23 protein-coding genes are annotated in these 15,098 nt (G+C 52.5%); 8 read left to right on the forward strand and 15 right to left on the reverse strand.

Annotated features, from left to right (window positions below; translation table 11 throughout):
• Positions 1 to 102 precede the first annotated feature (102 nt).
• Genes ACZ5FM_RS06425 through ACZ5FM_RS06435 form a run of 3 tightly spaced genes read left to right on the forward strand, consistent with a single transcriptional unit; the run spans position 103 to position 2,852 of the window.
• Positions 103 to 447, forward strand: a complete 345-nt coding sequence (locus tag ACZ5FM_RS06425; protein ID WP_464040039.1) for a hypothetical protein — start codon at positions 103 to 105, stop codon at positions 445 to 447.
• A 24-nt stretch (positions 448 to 471) separates the two neighbouring features.
• On the forward strand, positions 472 to 786 hold the full coding sequence (locus ACZ5FM_RS06430; RefSeq protein ID WP_464040041.1) for a hypothetical protein: 315 nt from the start codon (positions 472 to 474) through the stop codon (positions 784 to 786).
• 38 nt (positions 787 to 824) lie between these two features.
• The gene (locus ACZ5FM_RS06435) at positions 825 to 2,852 is read left to right on the forward strand and encodes an SGNH/GDSL hydrolase family protein (RefSeq protein WP_464040043.1); all 2,028 of its coding nucleotides are present in this window, start codon (positions 825 to 827) and stop codon (positions 2,850 to 2,852) included.
• Between the two features lie 170 nt (positions 2,853 to 3,022).
• Here ACZ5FM_RS06435 and ACZ5FM_RS06440 read toward each other — a convergent pair whose 3' ends face one another.
• The 5 genes from ACZ5FM_RS06440 to ACZ5FM_RS06460 form a co-directional block, all read right to left on the reverse strand.
• Positions 3,023 to 3,913: a hypothetical protein gene (locus ACZ5FM_RS06440; RefSeq protein WP_464040045.1), complete on the reverse strand. Its 891-nt coding sequence runs from the start codon at positions 3,911 to 3,913 to the stop codon at positions 3,023 to 3,025.
• Positions 3,914 to 4,038: 125 nt separating this feature from the next.
• Entirely contained in the window at positions 4,039 to 4,302 is a 264-nt protein-coding gene (locus ACZ5FM_RS06445) for a sunset domain-containing protein (RefSeq protein WP_464040046.1), read from the reverse strand.
• A 388-nt stretch (positions 4,303 to 4,690) separates the two neighbouring features.
• A complete protein-coding gene (locus ACZ5FM_RS06450; RefSeq protein ID WP_464040047.1) occupies positions 4,691 to 4,882 on the reverse strand; it encodes a hypothetical protein in 192 nt (63 codons plus the stop codon).
• 220 nt (positions 4,883 to 5,102) lie between these two features.
• On the reverse strand, positions 5,103 to 5,357 hold the full coding sequence (locus tag ACZ5FM_RS06455) for a hypothetical protein (RefSeq protein WP_464040048.1): 255 nt from the start codon (positions 5,355 to 5,357) through the stop codon (positions 5,103 to 5,105).
• Positions 5,358 to 5,898: 541 nt separating this feature from the next.
• Positions 5,899 to 6,267, reverse strand: coding sequence for a hypothetical protein (locus ACZ5FM_RS06460; protein WP_464040049.1), 369 nt, complete (start codon positions 6,265 to 6,267; stop codon positions 5,899 to 5,901).
• 146 nt (positions 6,268 to 6,413) lie between these two features.
• Here ACZ5FM_RS06460 and ACZ5FM_RS06465 point away from each other — a divergent pair, with 146 nt between their 5' ends.
• Positions 6,414 to 6,929, forward strand: a complete 516-nt coding sequence (locus ACZ5FM_RS06465) for a Panacea domain-containing protein (protein ID WP_464040050.1) — start codon at positions 6,414 to 6,416, stop codon at positions 6,927 to 6,929.
• 53 nt (positions 6,930 to 6,982) lie between these two features.
• Positions 6,983 to 7,666 carry a hypothetical protein gene (locus tag ACZ5FM_RS06470; RefSeq protein WP_464040051.1) on the forward strand — a complete coding sequence of 228 codons (684 nt, stop codon included), beginning with the start codon at positions 6,983 to 6,985 and terminating at the stop codon, positions 7,664 to 7,666.
• Here ACZ5FM_RS06470 and ACZ5FM_RS06475 read toward each other — a convergent pair.
• Positions 7,663 to 8,703 carry a tyrosine-type recombinase/integrase gene (locus ACZ5FM_RS06475; RefSeq protein WP_464040052.1) on the reverse strand — a complete coding sequence of 347 codons (1,041 nt, stop codon included), beginning with the start codon at positions 8,701 to 8,703 and terminating at the stop codon, positions 7,663 to 7,665. The genes ACZ5FM_RS06470 and ACZ5FM_RS06475 overlap by 4 nt on opposite strands.
• Positions 8,704 to 8,832: 129 nt before the next feature.
• The gene (locus tag ACZ5FM_RS06480) at positions 8,833 to 9,177 is read right to left on the reverse strand and encodes a helix-turn-helix domain-containing protein (protein ID WP_464040054.1); all 345 of its coding nucleotides are present in this window, start codon (positions 9,175 to 9,177) and stop codon (positions 8,833 to 8,835) included.
• An 86-nt stretch (positions 9,178 to 9,263) separates the two neighbouring features.
• Here ACZ5FM_RS06480 and ACZ5FM_RS06485 point away from each other — a divergent pair, with 86 nt between their 5' ends.
• Positions 9,264 to 9,629, forward strand: coding sequence for a hypothetical protein (locus ACZ5FM_RS06485; protein WP_464040056.1), 366 nt, complete (start codon positions 9,264 to 9,266; stop codon positions 9,627 to 9,629).
• A 376-nt stretch (positions 9,630 to 10,005) separates the two neighbouring features.
• Here the strand turns inward: ACZ5FM_RS06485 and ACZ5FM_RS06490 are convergent, their stop codons facing one another.
• The 7 genes from ACZ5FM_RS06490 to ACZ5FM_RS06520 all read right to left on the reverse strand — a co-directional run bounded on the left by ACZ5FM_RS06490 (position 10,006) and on the right by ACZ5FM_RS06520 (position 13,657).
• Positions 10,006 to 10,215, reverse strand: coding sequence for a helix-turn-helix transcriptional regulator (locus ACZ5FM_RS06490; protein WP_464040057.1), 210 nt, complete (start codon positions 10,213 to 10,215; stop codon positions 10,006 to 10,008).
• Between the two features lie 68 nt (positions 10,216 to 10,283).
• Positions 10,284 to 11,546 (reverse strand): tyrosine-type recombinase/integrase, encoded by a 1,263-nt coding sequence (locus ACZ5FM_RS06495; RefSeq protein ID WP_464040059.1) that lies wholly within the window; start codon positions 11,544 to 11,546, stop codon positions 10,284 to 10,286.
• A gap of 162 nt (positions 11,547 to 11,708) precedes the next feature.
• Entirely contained in the window at positions 11,709 to 12,044 is a 336-nt protein-coding gene (locus ACZ5FM_RS06500; RefSeq protein ID WP_275641055.1) for a GCG_CRPN prefix-to-repeats domain-containing protein, read from the reverse strand.
• 487 nt (positions 12,045 to 12,531) lie between these two features.
• Positions 12,532 to 12,750, reverse strand: a complete 219-nt coding sequence (locus ACZ5FM_RS06505) for a hypothetical protein (RefSeq protein ID WP_250982594.1) — start codon at positions 12,748 to 12,750, stop codon at positions 12,532 to 12,534.
• 33 nt (positions 12,751 to 12,783) lie between these two features.
• On the reverse strand, positions 12,784 to 13,020 hold the full coding sequence (gene rpsU / locus ACZ5FM_RS06510; protein WP_192491246.1) for a 30S ribosomal protein S21: 237 nt from the start codon (positions 13,018 to 13,020) through the stop codon (positions 12,784 to 12,786).
• A gap of 27 nt (positions 13,021 to 13,047) precedes the next feature.
• A complete protein-coding gene (locus tag ACZ5FM_RS06515) occupies positions 13,048 to 13,338 on the reverse strand; it encodes a cold-shock protein (RefSeq protein WP_464040060.1) in 291 nt (96 codons plus the stop codon).
• Between the two features lie 109 nt (positions 13,339 to 13,447).
• Positions 13,448 to 13,657 carry a cold-shock protein gene (locus tag ACZ5FM_RS06520; protein WP_192491248.1) on the reverse strand — a complete coding sequence of 70 codons (210 nt, stop codon included), beginning with the start codon at positions 13,655 to 13,657 and terminating at the stop codon, positions 13,448 to 13,450.
• Between the two features lie 625 nt (positions 13,658 to 14,282).
• On the opposite strand from ACZ5FM_RS06520, the gene ACZ5FM_RS06525 reads away from it, so the two are divergent.
• Both ACZ5FM_RS06525 and ACZ5FM_RS06530 read left to right on the forward strand, forming a co-directional pair.
• Positions 14,283 to 14,486 carry a hypothetical protein gene (locus ACZ5FM_RS06525; protein ID WP_464040061.1) on the forward strand — a complete coding sequence of 68 codons (204 nt, stop codon included), beginning with the start codon at positions 14,283 to 14,285 and terminating at the stop codon, positions 14,484 to 14,486.
• Complete coding sequence (locus tag ACZ5FM_RS06530; protein ID WP_464040062.1) at positions 14,467 to 14,673, forward strand: PAS domain-containing protein; 207 nt, start codon at positions 14,467 to 14,469, stop codon at positions 14,671 to 14,673. The genes ACZ5FM_RS06525 and ACZ5FM_RS06530 overlap by 20 nt, the downstream gene beginning before the upstream one ends.
• Positions 14,674 to 14,867: 194 nt before the next feature.
• Here the strand turns inward: ACZ5FM_RS06530 and ACZ5FM_RS06535 are convergent, their stop codons facing one another.
• Positions 14,868 to 15,074, reverse strand: a complete 207-nt coding sequence (locus ACZ5FM_RS06535) for a CsbD family protein (protein WP_192491253.1) — start codon at positions 15,072 to 15,074, stop codon at positions 14,868 to 14,870.
• Between the last annotated feature and the right edge of the window lie 24 nt (positions 15,075 to 15,098).

Here is a 15,098-nt window from a genome sequence, read left to right on the forward strand (position 1 = left end):
GCTTTGGATCAGAGATCGCGAGCGGCTGGTGTCATGCCTACGAAAGCACTTGGCGCTGCGTGATTTTTACGAGCACCGCGACAACGATCTGCGAGGCACGAAATGACCGGCCCAGAAATCATGGCCGTCATCGGTTGTTTCGTGACGCTATTCGGCTTTCTGTTCGGCCTCTGGAAGTACGTGGACGCAAAGATCAATACCGCAAAGTCAGAAGCTGCAGGCGCCGCAGCTGCTGCGTCAGCAATGGCGGCGCTGTCTCGTGAAGAGCTTGCCGCGCACCGCCTGCACGTTGCAGAGCATTATGTCTCCAAGCAGGGACATCGCGAAAGCACCGAGCAAATCATGGAGGCGATTGGCGGCGTGAAAAGTGCCGTTGAGGCCATGACGCTGCGCATTGATCGCGTCGTTGAAGGCCAGCCCAAGGCGCGTGCAACCCGCGCAAACTAACCCTAAAATCTCCGGAGTATTCCTATGGCTTTTCCAGCCTTCACAGTTACCGCTGCTTATGCCGGCTCGCTCGTCGCACGTGACAAATCCCAGTCCATCCTTGGCAAGCTTGTTTGGCAGGAATCGCCGTCGTCTGGCGTGGCATCCACAAACGTCGCGCCACCAATCAGTGATGGTGCAGGGCAGGCGGTGTTCCGCGTCCGCGCGTCTGCGGATTCTTGGCTGTCATACGGTCGCAATCCAAACTCTGCCGGTCCTGTCCGCGTTCCAATCCCGGCCAACACCGACGTCGACGTTTATCCGGATGCGGGCGACGCTTTCATGTGGCAGGCCGCGTAATGGCAGGCCTTAAGACAAGTTTGAGAATGGGGGTGGCTTTGCCGCCCCTTATTTCTTTGGGCGGCTCTGTCGTGCAGAGCGGTGGGGTGGTGCCGCCGACATTGACCGTGTCAAACGACAACTTGACGCTTCAGGCAACACCTGGCGACGTTATCGGAACACTGTCTGACCCGTTCGCCGGTCTAGGTCTGGGTGCAACAACCTATCGAATGCCGACACCTCTCCTTGGCGGATCAAATGGCCCGGTCGCCAATAAGGGAACTGGTGGCAGCACCGATCCCAACGTCTACGTCGGCAACTTCTGGGCCGAACAAGGGGCGTCATATCCGGTCAACTTCTCGGCAACTTCGGGCGATGCCTCCCAAACCGTGACCGCGCAACTGATCTTTAAAGCTCCTCGCGCCGTAATCCTTGCAGGGCCACTCGCTTTCCGGCAAGGCAAAGCGGCAGGGTCGTTGGTGGCTTACATTGATGCCGTCCCGAATGGCGTGGTTCCAACATTCCTGCCTAACGATGGGCGGCTCGCCCTGGCTGGCAACGCGACGGATGGTTGGCGTCTGGTCGTTGGTGCTGCGGCAAGCACGGTTGGCAGTTTCGCTGTCACCGTATCAGCCTCAGGTGTGGCAAGCGTAACGGAAACCGTGACGGTGTTCGCAGCGGCTTCTCTGCCAGCACTGCCATTGGCGGCAGGTGCAAAGCTCCTATCGGCAGGGCACCAATCCATCGAACTCGACCGATACAGTGGCGACACATCTGGACAAGGTGCTTGCTCAAACTGGACTTACGGGATTATCCCGTGGTGCCGTATCTTTGACCGGCGCATGAATGTCGATTGCTGGCAGACCACAAACGACTTCCTTGGCCGGACTGGTGGGTCAATTCCTACGATGCGCCCGAGGCAAGGCTATGACGGTGCGAATATCAGCGTTGAGGCGGAAACGCTTCGAGGTGTTCTCCCGAACGTTCCCGCCCGCAACACGAAAGGCCTGCTATCGCTGATCCCGGCAATCATTGCCCGTTCTCCTGCCATCGTGTTCCTAGAAATCGGTGATAACGATATTCAGGGGGGGCAGACGGCCGCACAGATCACGGCACACCTTGATCTCGCCCTCGCCATGCTGACTGATGCAGGTATCCACGTCATCATCACAACCCTGCAGCCTGCTTGGCCATCATGGTCTGCTGGTCAAGTTGTTGTTCATGACGCCGTTGATGTCTGGATCAAGGCTCAGTCGTCCCGAACCGGTGTCAAGGTTGCAGACCTCACGAGCGTTTGGAACGACAAGGAAGCGTTGCAGGTCCGCACCATCCCGACGACAGGCCAAACCTATTACGACGCGTTGACGCCCACCGGCGCTTACAAGGCGGCTGTGAATGTCGTGCTTCCTTTAATCCAGACAATGGTCGCGGCTGGTGAGACCTTTAGCTCTGATCCAACCGTGTCGAATCTCTTCCCGAATTATGCAATGACAGGCACGACAGCCGTCAATGCATCAATCGGTTCTGGAACGATCCCGACTGGCTATGCGCTGACCCGTTTGACGGGCACATCGACAATTGTGGGGTCTCAGGAAGCTATTGGGTCAACGGGGCGTTTCAAGCAGGTTCTCACGATTACCCCTGTCGCAGACGGATTGGACCAGCATCGGTTCCGCTTTGCACGGAGCGCGGCTCTGACTTTTGCCACGGCTGGGTTTGCAGATGGTGATTGGGCACGATTGGCTATTCCTGTTGAGTTCGATGATTGGGCCGGATGGGATGAAGTCAGGCCGAAGATCGATATGCAAGGCGCGACGACAACAATTCGATGGATCGCAAGTTTCAACGGCATTGTCTCAACCAGCAATTCTGCTGAGCCGGGGAGAAAGAGAACGCCAGCGCTAAGCGGACTACTCATCAGCGAGCCAACACAGGTCATCGTTGGTAAGGGGCTGGTGAGCTTCCGGCTACAGGAGCTGATGGATATCCATTTCAACCCGACGCTGGATGGGACGGGCACAATCAAAATCGGCAACCCTATCCTTCGTAAGGTGAGTGATCCTCGCCCTGCCTGGAACCTGTCGTAAAAAACACACCACCCCATCAAAAACAAAACCCCAGCCACGGTAATGGCTGGGGTTTTTGCGTAATGAAATACCGTCCCTCAAAACATCTTCCAATATGATTAGCACATTGGCAGATATCCAAGCCGGGTAATACTAATCAATTTGGGCTAGTCGACCCCGCCGCCCAATCATCATTTGTTGTAGCCTGTAAGTGTGCATATTCCCTGCATGTAGGTCATTTTGGCAGAGTCTCTAGTGATTTTGTATTCATACAAAATCTCGCCGTCATTTTTCTTTCCGGTGAATTTATTCTTGTGTGGATCGCGGAAACGCGGTTCAAAAATATGCCTGCTTTTAACCGAGAGCCTCTCACCGACACGTTCAAAGTTTAAAAATGATATCTCGGGAAGATTGTATTTGGTTCCAATGGAGAGATTAGAAAAAAAGTTTTTATCGTCGAGGGGTACGTATTCTTTATCTATGGCGTACACATGGATGTTGTTGGTATAATCAAAAAACTCTTGGTTTTCTAAATCGATCTTTAAGTCGCTTCCTATTTTGTAATCAAAATCACAGTCTTCGCATGAGCTTTTCGTTTCTACGCACTGCATTCGTACCGAGGTGTAATCGTAGCGCCTTTCTAATTTTTTCGATTTCGCTTTTCCTTGGGCAACCCAATCGTAGGTAACCCGCTCCATTTTAACTGGAGCAAGATCTACAGCCAATTTGTCGCAATATTTTCTTGCAGGGTGAGCTTCGCTAAATACAGAGTATCCGTTCACCATTTCAGACGATCGGTGGAATAACTTCTGCGACGCGGCTTTTTCTGCCTCGTTCAGATCGCCTAGGTCATTTTCCCTCGTGTATTCGTAAAGCTTGCGCTTATACATTTCCATGTTCTTAGACATCACTGCTTTCCCGTTATCTCGGGGAGCTTGTAAAGAACGATCGTAAAATGCGACACATCCATTCATTTGCCTCAGCATGATGATGTGGTTTTCATGGTTTTGTTGCGCAGTCCTAGCCAAGGCTGGGTCGCACAAAATTAGCGTCACTGCAAATGCAGACAATGATCTTTTCATTTCAACCTCTGAGGGAGTACTGGTCTCGTTGAAATTACTGGGTGGTTGTAAACGAATCCATAATTCGCCGCGATGCATCAAGGTGGTGACACTTGAGGTGGCGACTTAAGCCCAGCACCCGCTCATCACTGTCGTGCGCGTCGCCAGCCAGCGGCGCGCGCTTCTCCTTCAGAGCAAAACCACCGCTCCCCGTACCTGTAGCTTATAACAGTCGGTTCATAGTACTCTTGGCCTTTGACGTGATAGATTTTCTCGCCTGAGATGATCGAGATATTTCCCTTGATGTTGCAGGCTGGATCGTAGAGTGACCGAGGCAATAAGGTGTATCCACCAGCGCCCAAGAAGGACGCTGAGGAAGCCAACAGTACGATGACCGAAAATTTGCTCATTCGGCTTTTTACAGCCTAAGTCGTGCAGCTTCCGTTTGCGTGAATTGTAAAATTCTATCGACCCGCTAGCCCGTCAGCCACCGTTGGCTGAAGATTTTTCACGTACGCAAGGAAACACCCAGCATTAAGTAGGCCAGTACAGCCAAGCCAGCGTCCCAAGACATCCGGCCCATGCGGCCGTTAAAAGAAACGCTCCCAACAAGAAAAATTTCGCATTCATAACGCAGCCTCCCAGCAGTGTAAGGAAGCGCTATTTTAGAATTCGGTCAAGTTGTGCTTAATATTAAGGTTATGAGGCAAGGTTAATTTGCCATCACACGATCATCTTTTGTTAGGTAAAAAGCCGCTCGGAGCAATCCGGGCGGCTTTTCGTATCGCCAGAGACCGATCACAGCCCCATGAACAACCGATCGGCGTTGCATTCGCCGTTGCGATAGCGTTGCAAAATTACATTGCACTTAGGCAACAGGTCGTCTGGATTGCGATTGTTCTTTTTGCACCACAAAAGCAGCAAGTCGGTGAGCAGGTCCAGTTCGTCAGCGTCGACAAGCTCGTTCAATTTCACCGAGTTCGCAGTCATGCGCACCTCCATCAAATCTGGCTCGTTTTGCGACGTCGAAACGCAGTAAGTGTTTTGACGGTTCCAATTTACGAATTTTGCAAAAAAATAAACCCTCCAAAAGGAGGGTTTTCTAAATTGCGCTGAAAATAACGGACGAGGGGGAATGCGTCCGTTTGCTCAACTACTCAGTTTGAGAAAAGTTCCCGGTTGTGTCATCGTATCAAATGGTGGGCGCGGCTTAATGCCTCGTCTCTTCACGGTAGCTGCGGCCAATCGAATGCAGGTACGCGATGATCTCTTCCTTGAGGTGATCGCGATCACCAAATCTCCGAGTGATGGCCTCCAGTTCGACCTGCACCTCATCACACTTAGGTGCGGGAAGGTCCGCGTCACCGAGGGTGTATGAATGGTCACCGATCGCAGTTATGTCGCATCCGGTTGCAGCAACAGCCTCGACGAAGGCCGGTATGTCGTCTTCGGTCATCAGTTTCATTCCAACCCCATGCAAATTGAACCTGCTCACAGCGCGGCCTATGAGCAGGTCCCTTTTTGCCTGCTTTCGCAAGGCACTCTAGAATGCATTTACTCTGAAATATTTCAACCGAACATGCTATTTCTTATGCACATCCCAGTACGGATAATGCTCTGCGCACCACCAATTGACCCTATCGGCCGCCGTGCGCGCGTAGCCCATTCCGCCCCATTTCTTGCATTCAGGCACACAGCAATAGTGTTGGTCGATTACTCCGTCACCGGCTTTGGTTTTCTCATCGCTCATCGTTATTCCTCTGTTATGGGCTCAACGCCCTCTAGGCACGGAAAGCGCATTCCGCACCGATCGCCTTCGGCATGAAAAAAGCGGTCACATCCCATGGCCAACCGTCGTCTCAATCGCGAAAAGCTTGCGTCAGCACCGAGCTTTCTCACAATCGCTTTTCGTTCGAGAACATCGCGGTGCTGACACGGGACGCATACGACTTCAATGATGGGGCTGTTGACGTCTTTGATTGTGGGCCCGCCCTCGATGTCTGACTTCAGATATCGCCGCATATTGTCTCCGCGGTCTTGGTCTTTTTGTCCGTCATGCCTTTCCTTGTCGCCGCTACTGGCGGCCATCCTGCCGCATCTCTCTGACGGTCATAGTGTTCCTCGACAAAGCGAGCAGCTTCGCGCGCGTCATCAGCATACCCGCCCTGCGGTAGGAGCTTTACCTTGATACGCTTCGAGTGGCCCGCATCCCACTTGTAGGTGTTGCGCATCGGTCCGGTCTCTTGTGCTGATATCCGGCCGACAATTTCTCCCTCGACGATGCAAATGAAATCATCCAGCAGCTTGCCGTTCAGGCCTTTCTCAACTGGCCATGTGCGGATCCACAAATGTCTGGGCTCGTATGTATCGTTCACGCTCTTTTCTCTTGTGTGTTCTCTAATTGTTCTCATTTTATGGCGGTGTCAAGCTACGGCTAATTGGGATTACAAGGGCGATTTCATTGCCGTTTACGGCTGTTGGTCAGCGATGCCTCTCGTTGTACATAAACTGTCAACATGATATGATTCAGCTTGACACACTATTTTGGGAAAAAATGATGCCGACGATTAATGATACATCGGACTATGTTGTCCTGAAGCTGCGTCACGGCGGAGTAATTCTGAATGTGCTGAAACTCCATAAGCTTATGTACTACATTCAAGCTTGGCATCTCGCGTTCAACCGAGGTCCGTTTTTTCCTGGTCGTTTTCAAGCGTGGGTCCATGGGCCCGTGAATCGCGAACTTTATGATCGATATAAAGACAGTAAAAACATGTACTCGCCGGTAGATCTCCAAGACATTCAGCCGGGGTTCAATCCAAGCCAGACGTTAGCCGATCAAGAGCGCGCCCACATTGACGCAGTGCTTGAAGTTTATGCAAACTTCACTGGCGACCAGCTAGAGGAAATGACCCATCGGGAGGAGCCTTGGCTTCAAGCAAGGGCAGGGGTCGCACCGTCGGCGCGATCTGAAAATCATCTTTCCGAGGACGTAATGCAAAAATTCTATTCGGCGCGGCTACCGCAACAAGCATGAAGCCCGTCTTAGGTATCCTACCTGTACCTGTCGATCGCCCTAAGGCAGGGAGAGTGCCGGAGAAAAAGCTCTGGTCTTTCTCTTTGCGCTTCTGGCGACAAGCCGAGTTGTTCGGAGTTGGAGACCAGACTGGCAGTTGGTTCATATCTTTGTGTGAGCGGTTGGCCGACTTGTGCAAACTCAATCTAGATGAGTTCTTTAAGGATCAAGAGCTCCGCCAGAACTTCAGGTTTCATGAAATCAATTGGGATGGAACCAATGTGCCGGTTAAGCGGGCCGACTTTGATTGGGTAAAAAGGGACTATCTTGATAATGAGGACGAGTTCCCGTTCTATCAGTTTCATGTTTCAAAAGCTCTCGGCAGGGTGGTCGGCTTCTTTGATGAAACTCAGGTATTCAACCTATTGATATTCGATCCCAACCATAACATACAGCCTAGTAAATATAACGATTACAAGATCAGGCCAACGCGTATTGGTTGTTGTCACTACTCGACTGTCTCCTCCCTGGCTGTCTCAATAGTGGATGGTTGTAAGTGCGGAATGAAATTGGATCTCGCAGAGCAACTAGACCGCATTGTTTACGAGCAAACTGGTGGACTGACAGTATTCAGGATGGACGAAGCTCATCATAATAGGTTTTCGGCTCTCCGAAAGTCTGGAGAAGCTAGTATCGTTTCAGAAATTTTTGAGTTAGGTCTCATTGTGTATGAAGAAGCCGTCAGTAGGGATCGTTAGTCAACAGCCGTATTGATTACCATCTTCCGCATCGCGCTGGCTGCAAGCTCCGCACGGCCGCCGAGGTAATGCAAATCGAGTATTGTCTCTACGTCCCTTAGACTGTGGCCCGTGACTGCCGCGATCTCTGGCACGGTGCAGCCAGCGAGCGCCATTCTTGTGGCCGCTGTGCCGCGTAGATCATGGAAATTTAGCCCGAAAATTTTTGCTTCCGCGCAGAGTTTGCGCCAGCTGGTGTTAAAACCGTCGACTGTCCACGCGTTGCCTAGCGAGTTAATTAGGATCGTGTCCATGGGCTTCTTAGGATCGAGCAACTGCCGCAGATTAGGATGCAGCGGGACAATGACCTTGGACTTCGTTTTCGACTGTGAAAGACGCAAACATTGGCCGTCATAGTCCCTCCAACGTAACCGCAGCAGATCGCCTTTGCGCTGGCCGGTCCAGAGAGCTAGTTGTAAAGCCAGCCGCATGTTGTCCGGCGCAACTGCCTCGAATGCATCTATGTTGCTGTCAGTCCATATCATTTCCCGCCGGTCTGGTCGGCATATCCGCCCGCCTTTTTCGGCGACGTTGATCGAAAGCAGGCCACGGTCTTTACCAAAAGACAGGACACGCGCGAGCACGGACCATGCTAAATCGGCTTTGCGTGGCGTAGCAGCCATGGAATCGCGCCAGTCTTTGAACCTTCCTCGGGTGCGTGTGTCATGCAGCTGCTCCAGCGATATCGACCCGAACGTTTCCCGAATGATGTCAAGGTAGCGGCTGTACTCCCGCTGTGTCATCAGGGCGGTGGTGCGAAAGTCAGTGGATGCACGATACTGTCGTACCAGCATTGTGAGATCATTTGTTTTGGGGTTGCGGCGCTCGTCGTGGGCTGCCGCGAACGCCAAGGGCAGAGACGGATCACCCGGTTGTATAAGACGTCCCGCCTCATCTTTCAAAAGCGGTCCTCCGCGCCAAGCGTAGCAGTAATAGATGGTCTTGCCGCTTGCGAGGGTCTTTTTGACCTTGGTTAGTCCCTTGAGTTTTTGTCTCATAATAGTGACCACCATTGTACACCATTGCCGCCGGCACGAATGCCGAAAGCTTCTTAGAAGGTGGTCTCCTCAGTGTGGTGTACGCGGGTGGTGGCCGCAGAGCAAAGATACGCGCTTATTGGGCGATGATCAACCGCCTGCGCCGGTAGGCGCGTCAGGCTGCAGATGTTCCGGATATTGTACTGTCTGACTCACATCGGTGTCGAATTGATTGTCTGACTTCAAAAGCCGTACGCCAGGACCGCCACCGGCAGAGGTCTGGCCGTCTTCGATAAATTTCACACCGACTGACTCCAAGACCGCGATTACCGCGAGGACGTTATTGGTTGTGTTCAGAAAACCGTTTCCAGTTCCCTCCATCCTTTTGATTGTCGGGATCGAGACGTTGGCACGCTCGGCAAGTTCCTTCTGCGATACCTCCGCCAACATACGGCCCGCAGATATTTGATTACCGGTGATTTGATCCAAAGGCATAATTTTGATCCAAAGGTATTGACTTCTTTAAACGATTGATCCATAAGTATCACACCGTAACAAACGGATCAACGAGGAGACTTGAAATGACGCATGCAGCGAGAAGAGAAACATTTGCACCGGAGCGCATCGAAGCTCTGCCACGGCGTCTGATCGGAAGAAGACGATGCGCTTTTCTTGAGGTTTTCACGATGAATTCAGCCGACCGTTTCCAGGTCGGCGACATGTTGAACTTTCAGAAGCCAGACGGCACCGAACAGTGGATCGTGATTTTCGGCATCGACATTTGCGGAGCGGTCGAAGCAGCTTTCTGGGATGGGCTACCCCAGCTGTTCGAAACCACCTTAGACGAGCTGTCCTGCCTCCGCGTACTGCGCGTTGAGAAAATGGATATGGTCGACGTAGAGATGTATCGCGAGTGGTTGGGCTTAGATCCGCGTCTCGTCAATTGAGTTCCTAACCGGCGAAGCCGGTACTGCTGGCCGCGTAGTCACGGCCGTGCAGGGGCCCTGCGTAGGCACAGGGCTTGGTTTGCCGCCGACTGCCATCATCAGGCGGCCAACTTGCCCAGCGCGCCCTAGAGGCTGCGCGGGCCTTTTATTCACCAACGGTCACCACACCCAAATGACGGCCCGCGAGGCTCACCACCTCGCGGGTCTTTTTCTATGCGCCGCGCGCGCCAGCTTGACCAAATGGTTGGGATACTGTGCGGCAAATTGATATTGCGCCGTTCACTGAAATCAAGTTGTTGATAGCGCTGTTGTCGGAACAGCCGCACAGTCGCGGCTGTAGCCTCTGAAACGGCGGCCACTCAGAAATCAAAATAACTCATCCAGCCTTACGGCGTTCGATCGCTTCATCAATCCAGGCCTCAACCTCAGCTCTAACAAAAGCGATGCGCTTGGGGCTAAGTTGGACTGGTTGAGGGAAGCGGTTTTCGCGAGACATCATTGTCAGAAGTACGCGTGAGATAGTTGTCGCGGCCGAAGCCTCTTTCGGCGACATTAGGCGTGGTACGTTATCGTTAGAGTGTTGCATCTCGTCTCCTCTTTTTGAATTGAGAAAACGCTGGTGGTTACATTGGTGCGTGTCAAACCGGTCAGGGATCAACCGTCACAGAACCGGGACCAGTCGTCCATCAGGGCGCGTCGCTTAGCAAGTGCGTCAGAGCGGCGATAAGCAGCCTCAGTCTTATCCTTTATCCTGTGGGCGAGGGCGACCTCGATCACGTCCCGGGGATGATGCGTTTCATCGCCTGCCCAATCACGGAAACTGCTTCGTAATCCGTGCAGTGTCTCTGTTCCGCCTGATGCAGATCGGAGCGCCTTCTTCATCGCAGTGTCGCTGACGGGTTTTCCAACCTTTTCGCCTTCGAATACGAGTGGACCGGTAGCGACTTGGCGCCGCTCCTCCAATATCTGCATGGCACGTGAAGACAGAGGAATACGATGCTCGCGTTCAGCTTTCATGCGATGCGCTGGAATTATCCATAGCTGTTCAGCCATATCAAACTCATCCCATGTGGATTGGCGGATCTCCCCGGATCGAACGGCTGTCAGGCAGGCAAACTCAACCGCAAGTGCCGACACTCCAGAAGCTTGACGCAGCTTCTTGATAACCGAGGGCAGAGATTTGTACGCAACGGCTTCATGATGTCCGCGGTAGAGCTTGTTCCTAGCTGGCAGAAGCTCCTTCAGTCCACCGCGCCAGTCTGCAGGGTTGTCACCTGCATAAAGTCCTCGCGCTTTAGCATGATCAATAACCGCTGCAATACGCATGCGTGTGCGGTCAGCCGTTTCGGGCTTTTCTGTCCAGATAGGTTTTAGGGTTTCAACAACGTGATCGCGTGTGATGGAGGCGACAGGCAGTTTATGAAGTGGCTTCGCGTACTCCGTCAGCGTCATGCGCCATTGCGCTTTGTGCTTGTCGTTTTTCGACTCAGCCATCTTCTTCTCAATGACATCTTCCATCAAATCAGCGAAGGTGACACGTTTTTGTAAATCCTCTCCACTGGCCAGCCTTTCACGAATGGCTTGCGCTTTCTCCCGAGCAAGTTCTAAACTTACAGGTGCCGTGCCTTGCCCGTATCCTCCAAGTCCAATTTCTGTACGCTTGCCGCCGCGCTTATAAACGAAAAACCACTGCTTGGATCCACCGGCTCGGACACGCAGATAGAGGCCGTCGCCATCACTGAACATGCCTGGCTCATCAAGCTTCTTTATTTTCGTTTCGGTCAGTTTAAAGCGCGCCATGCCATATCCCGTTGCCATAACTTTAAAACGTAAAATGCGTAAAATATCGTATTTTGCAAGGACAATGAGACGTATATTCAATAACTTACGAGTATAGGCGGACACCTCTTCCGCCATTTCTCAAATGTCCCCAATATTCGCAGTCAGATCTTCCGTTTTCTACAGCCTCGATTTGTCTTGGTTTCGATTACACTAGTTCTCTTCCGATGCTTGTATGGCAAGGCGCTCTTTTTGCCCAAGAAGAAGAAAAGGCCCGCCGATAAAGCGGGCCTAACAGGGTTACCATTGCCACTGGCGATATTCGCGCTCGCGGCGCCAATCACCGCGCTCTTCCCACCGTCTGTGCTCGCGCCACTCGCGACGGGCTTGGTGTTCACGCCACTCGCGACGAGGGTTCCAATCGCTTCGACGGTCCCATTCGCGCTCGTAACGCCGCGGTTCGTAGGGTCGGCAATAACCGCGGGGCGTCAGGTAATAGCCTCGCCCGCAGGCATAGTCGACTTTTTGGACAATTGACGCCACTGGCGCAGATGGCTGCATGATCGGCATCGCATTTGCGCCGCCGCCAATAAATGCGGTGAGAATAATACCTGCACGTAAAAGTAACTTACGCATCTCAAACACTCCCTGTGTGGTGATTGAGATTAGCGCCCATCCGCGTGAACGGCTGCTGAATGAACTGTGACGTTTTCAGGGCGCCGTTGACCCACCCGCGTGCGCGTGGGTCGCACACAAGCTTAAAAATAGCAGCGATGCTCGCAAGAACGATGGCTGACTGGTCAAGAGGCAAGCCTTGCTCCGCACGGAGGGCGCCGTTCCTTGGCGCGACATGCACGCGCCGTTCAGGGGAAGACACGGCGATACCGCGACACGACGCGATGCTTGGCATCACACTCACATTTGCTGGCAACGGTCGCACCTTCTCAAGCACACGGCTGTGCGGGCAGTGTCAAAAGGCGTTGTCTTTTCTAGGGGGCCTGGGGAGAGAAGCGACCGGGTATCTGATGTGACCCGATGCGCTACTGTGTGTTCAGGCGCAGTTGCTGCGCCCGTCATGTCTTTTTAGAGCCGCCAATCATCAGGCAACACATCAAGGACCTTGTCAGGCCTTTGCGCGCGACTTGCGCTTTGTCGCTGTGGGCAGCTCTACAGGCGTTGCGGATTCCTGTGCCTCGCGCAACAAGCGCAAGCGTTCCGTCTTTTTGGCCCGTTGGGCTTCATCCGTCGCAATGATCTGCCGTGCGGCTTGATCCGTTGCTGAGGCTTTGTCCTGTGCAGATGCTCTGCCGGTTTTTAAGATTGGTTCTTTATTAATCGTCATGACGACCTCCTTTCGTGAAGGGGCAACCAATGCTCAGCGTGTGTGCACAGCTTTTTTAGGGGCGGGGAGCAAACCCTCGCGCTGCAATTTTTTCCGCTGCAGTTTGCGGTGACGGCGAACGGCTTCGGCCTGTTCCCGATTTCTTTTTTCGGACGGTTTTTCATAGGCGCTACGGGCACGCATTTCGCGGAAAACGCCTTCGCGCTGCAATTTTTTCTTCAGGACACGAAGTGCCTGTTCCACGTTGTTTTCTCTAACGATGACCTGCAAAATATCTCCTTATCTGTATGTGGTGGACTATTTTTTTGTTCTGACCGCAGTCAGATCAATCCAGCTGGCGTTGGTATCGCCGCGGGATGTCGGGGTCTTGGACTTCGGAGTGCCGCGGGACGATGCGTCGTTGTCGATGTCGTCCTGGCCAATACTGCGGTCAAAATTTTCGCCATCAATACGTATCCGGTAGCGGATGACGCCCTGATTTTCGGGCAACACTGCAACGACTTCGCCAGTCCCATGGCGTTGGACACTGCCGCGTGTGCGCGTTTTGAGGACGATTTTATCGCCGCAGCGATAGGGAACTTTCAGCATGAGAATCTCCCATGTCTTAAAAAAATAAAGGCCGGGCGCAAACCCGACCTCTCACTGTCATCTACTCATGCCGCCAGTACATCCGTGGTCGGCGGAGCAAATGACAAATTTATGCCGCCTGAAGGTTATCGGCAGAGTTCTTGCCAGAACGGCGGTCCTGAACGAGTTCGTAGCGGATCTTCTGACCGTCTGTAAGCGAGCTGAGGCCAGCGCGCTCTACGGCAGAGATGTGTACGAAAACGTCGGTCGCGCCATCGTCAGGCTGAATGAAGCCGAAGCCCTTGGTTGCGTTGAACCACTTTACGGTGCCAGTGTTCATAACGATTTCCTTTCATAGCAATCGTTGTTGTTCCTGCGAAACCTCGCAGGATTGGATCGATATTTTGAGAGGAAATCCGACGGGAGCAAAAGCTCTGGACCGGCGTCACAAGCAATGGTCGATAACACAATATAGGATTAAATCTAAGGTTATGCAATCAACTTACCCGATTTAGTTCAAAACCACCCCGAAGTCATTGATTGGATAGAGATAAAATATCGAAATATTTTCCGATTTTTTATTTTTTTACGCCGATTTTTCTCGCTAGGTTGTATTTTTCACGTCGGTTTTGGAAAATTTTTGAGGCTTTGGTGTGCTGCTGGCGAACACATTGCAACTGCTGTTGCGAACGATATGGGACGACTGTCTCTAAACTCTGGAGAACGCAGCGAAGCGCCACTTGGCGCCGCATTCAAACTTGCCAATCTTCCGGCACCTCAAAAAACTGGCAGTTTTTTCAGATTTTTTGGGAACTATTTTGCGATTGGTGCCCTTAGGAGCCTACGAGCCCACTACCACAAATTGCTGTCCGTAAAATTATAGTCAAAAACTATAGTGCCTGTCCTTACTCAACCAATTTGTGTCCGGTAGGCTTCGAATCGAAATATGCGCGCAGGAGGATGGCGTGGCATCGCAAAGGCTTGAAATGCAGGACGAGAAGACCGGTTATTACACGTGGGATGTAATCGAAAATCTCGTCACGATGGATTATGTGTGTGCAGATTTCTTTGAATTTTTACCATGCCATGGCAGGGCCGGCGTACCCATTGAGGGCATTTTGCAAAAGATCGATGCGGACACCCGGGAGGGTGGCCAAGGAGATTTATGATGCGTTGATTGCCGGTGATTACTTCGAAACCGAATATCCGCTGAACAATACAGATGGCACGCTGCGCTGGATCCATGTGACCGGACGCATGATAATGGACGCAGACAATGTGCCGATCCGGTCAATCGGCACCATGCGGGATATCACCGCAAACCGCCTGCCAGCCGCCAATATGATCGCCTCATAAAAAAAGCCCCGCATAAGCGGGGCCTTGAGTGTGTCATCAATCGTCTAGGCTTTCGATATTCAAGGCATAGAGTTGATGTCTAGGCATGCGTCCGTCTATTTACCGTCAACTACGCGCCGCCCGAAAACGGGGGCTGAACTCTTTGACGGCATGGTCTTGGTGTTTGAACCAAAACCTTTGCGGACTTGTGGTTTTCAATGCCAGGTCTGGCGGCCATACCAATCATCTACATCGGTCTTGGCGCGATCCTTGGCGAGGCCGTAACGCTCCTGCAACTTGCCTTCAAGCTGGTCACGTTTACCGGCAATCTGGTCGAGGTCGTCATCAGTGAGTTTGCCCCACTGTTCCTTGATCTTGCCTTTAACCTGTTTCCAGTTTCCTTCAACACGGTTCCAGTCCATTTGCGTTTCCTCCAAGTTAATTAA

Source organism: Agrobacterium sp. 5Ca50 (genome assembly GCF_055381905.1).

Excerpts from the sequence above, each read along its gene's own strand:
- ACZ5FM_RS06425 (WP_464040039.1), top strand. The coding sequence starts at position 103 with ATGACCGGCCCAGAAATCATGGCCGTCATCGGTTGTTTCGTGACGCTA.
- ACZ5FM_RS06430 (WP_464040041.1), top strand. The coding sequence starts at position 472 with ATGGCTTTTCCAGCCTTCACAGTTACCGCTGCTTATGCCGGCTCGCTC.
- ACZ5FM_RS06440 (WP_464040045.1), bottom strand. The coding sequence starts at position 3,913 with ATGAAAAGATCATTGTCTGCATTTGCAGTGACGCTAATTTTGTGCGAC.
- ACZ5FM_RS06445 (WP_464040046.1), bottom strand. The coding sequence starts at position 4,302 with ATGAGCAAATTTTCGGTCATCGTACTGTTGGCTTCCTCAGCGTCCTTC.
- ACZ5FM_RS06450 (WP_464040047.1), bottom strand. The coding sequence starts at position 4,882 with ATGACTGCGAACTCGGTGAAATTGAACGAGCTTGTCGACGCTGACGAA.
- ACZ5FM_RS06455 (WP_464040048.1), bottom strand. The coding sequence starts at position 5,357 with ATGAAACTGATGACCGAAGACGACATACCGGCCTTCGTCGAGGCTGTT.
- ACZ5FM_RS06465 (WP_464040050.1), top strand. The coding sequence starts at position 6,414 with ATGATTCAGCTTGACACACTATTTTGGGAAAAAATGATGCCGACGATT.
- ACZ5FM_RS06475 (WP_464040052.1), bottom strand. The coding sequence starts at position 8,703 with ATGAGACAAAAACTCAAGGGACTAACCAAGGTCAAAAAGACCCTCGCA.
- ACZ5FM_RS06480 (WP_464040054.1), bottom strand. The coding sequence starts at position 9,177 with ATGCCTTTGGATCAAATCACCGGTAATCAAATATCTGCGGGCCGTATG.
- ACZ5FM_RS06485 (WP_464040056.1), top strand. The coding sequence starts at position 9,264 with ATGACGCATGCAGCGAGAAGAGAAACATTTGCACCGGAGCGCATCGAA.
- ACZ5FM_RS06490 (WP_464040057.1), bottom strand. The coding sequence starts at position 10,215 with ATGCAACACTCTAACGATAACGTACCACGCCTAATGTCGCCGAAAGAG.
- ACZ5FM_RS06495 (WP_464040059.1), bottom strand. The coding sequence starts at position 11,546 with ATGGCGGAAGAGGTGTCCGCCTATACTCGTAAGTTATTGAATATACGT.
- ACZ5FM_RS06500 (WP_275641055.1), bottom strand. The coding sequence starts at position 12,044 with ATGCGTAAGTTACTTTTACGTGCAGGTATTATTCTCACCGCATTTATT.
- ACZ5FM_RS06505 (WP_250982594.1), bottom strand. The coding sequence starts at position 12,750 with ATGACGATTAATAAAGAACCAATCTTAAAAACCGGCAGAGCATCTGCA.
- ACZ5FM_RS06515 (WP_464040060.1), bottom strand. The coding sequence starts at position 13,338 with ATGCTGAAAGTTCCCTATCGCTGCGGCGATAAAATCGTCCTCAAAACG.
- ACZ5FM_RS06520 (WP_192491248.1), bottom strand. The coding sequence starts at position 13,657 with ATGAACACTGGCACCGTAAAGTGGTTCAACGCAACCAAGGGCTTCGGC.
- ACZ5FM_RS06535 (WP_192491253.1), bottom strand. The coding sequence starts at position 15,074 with ATGGACTGGAACCGTGTTGAAGGAAACTGGAAACAGGTTAAAGGCAAG.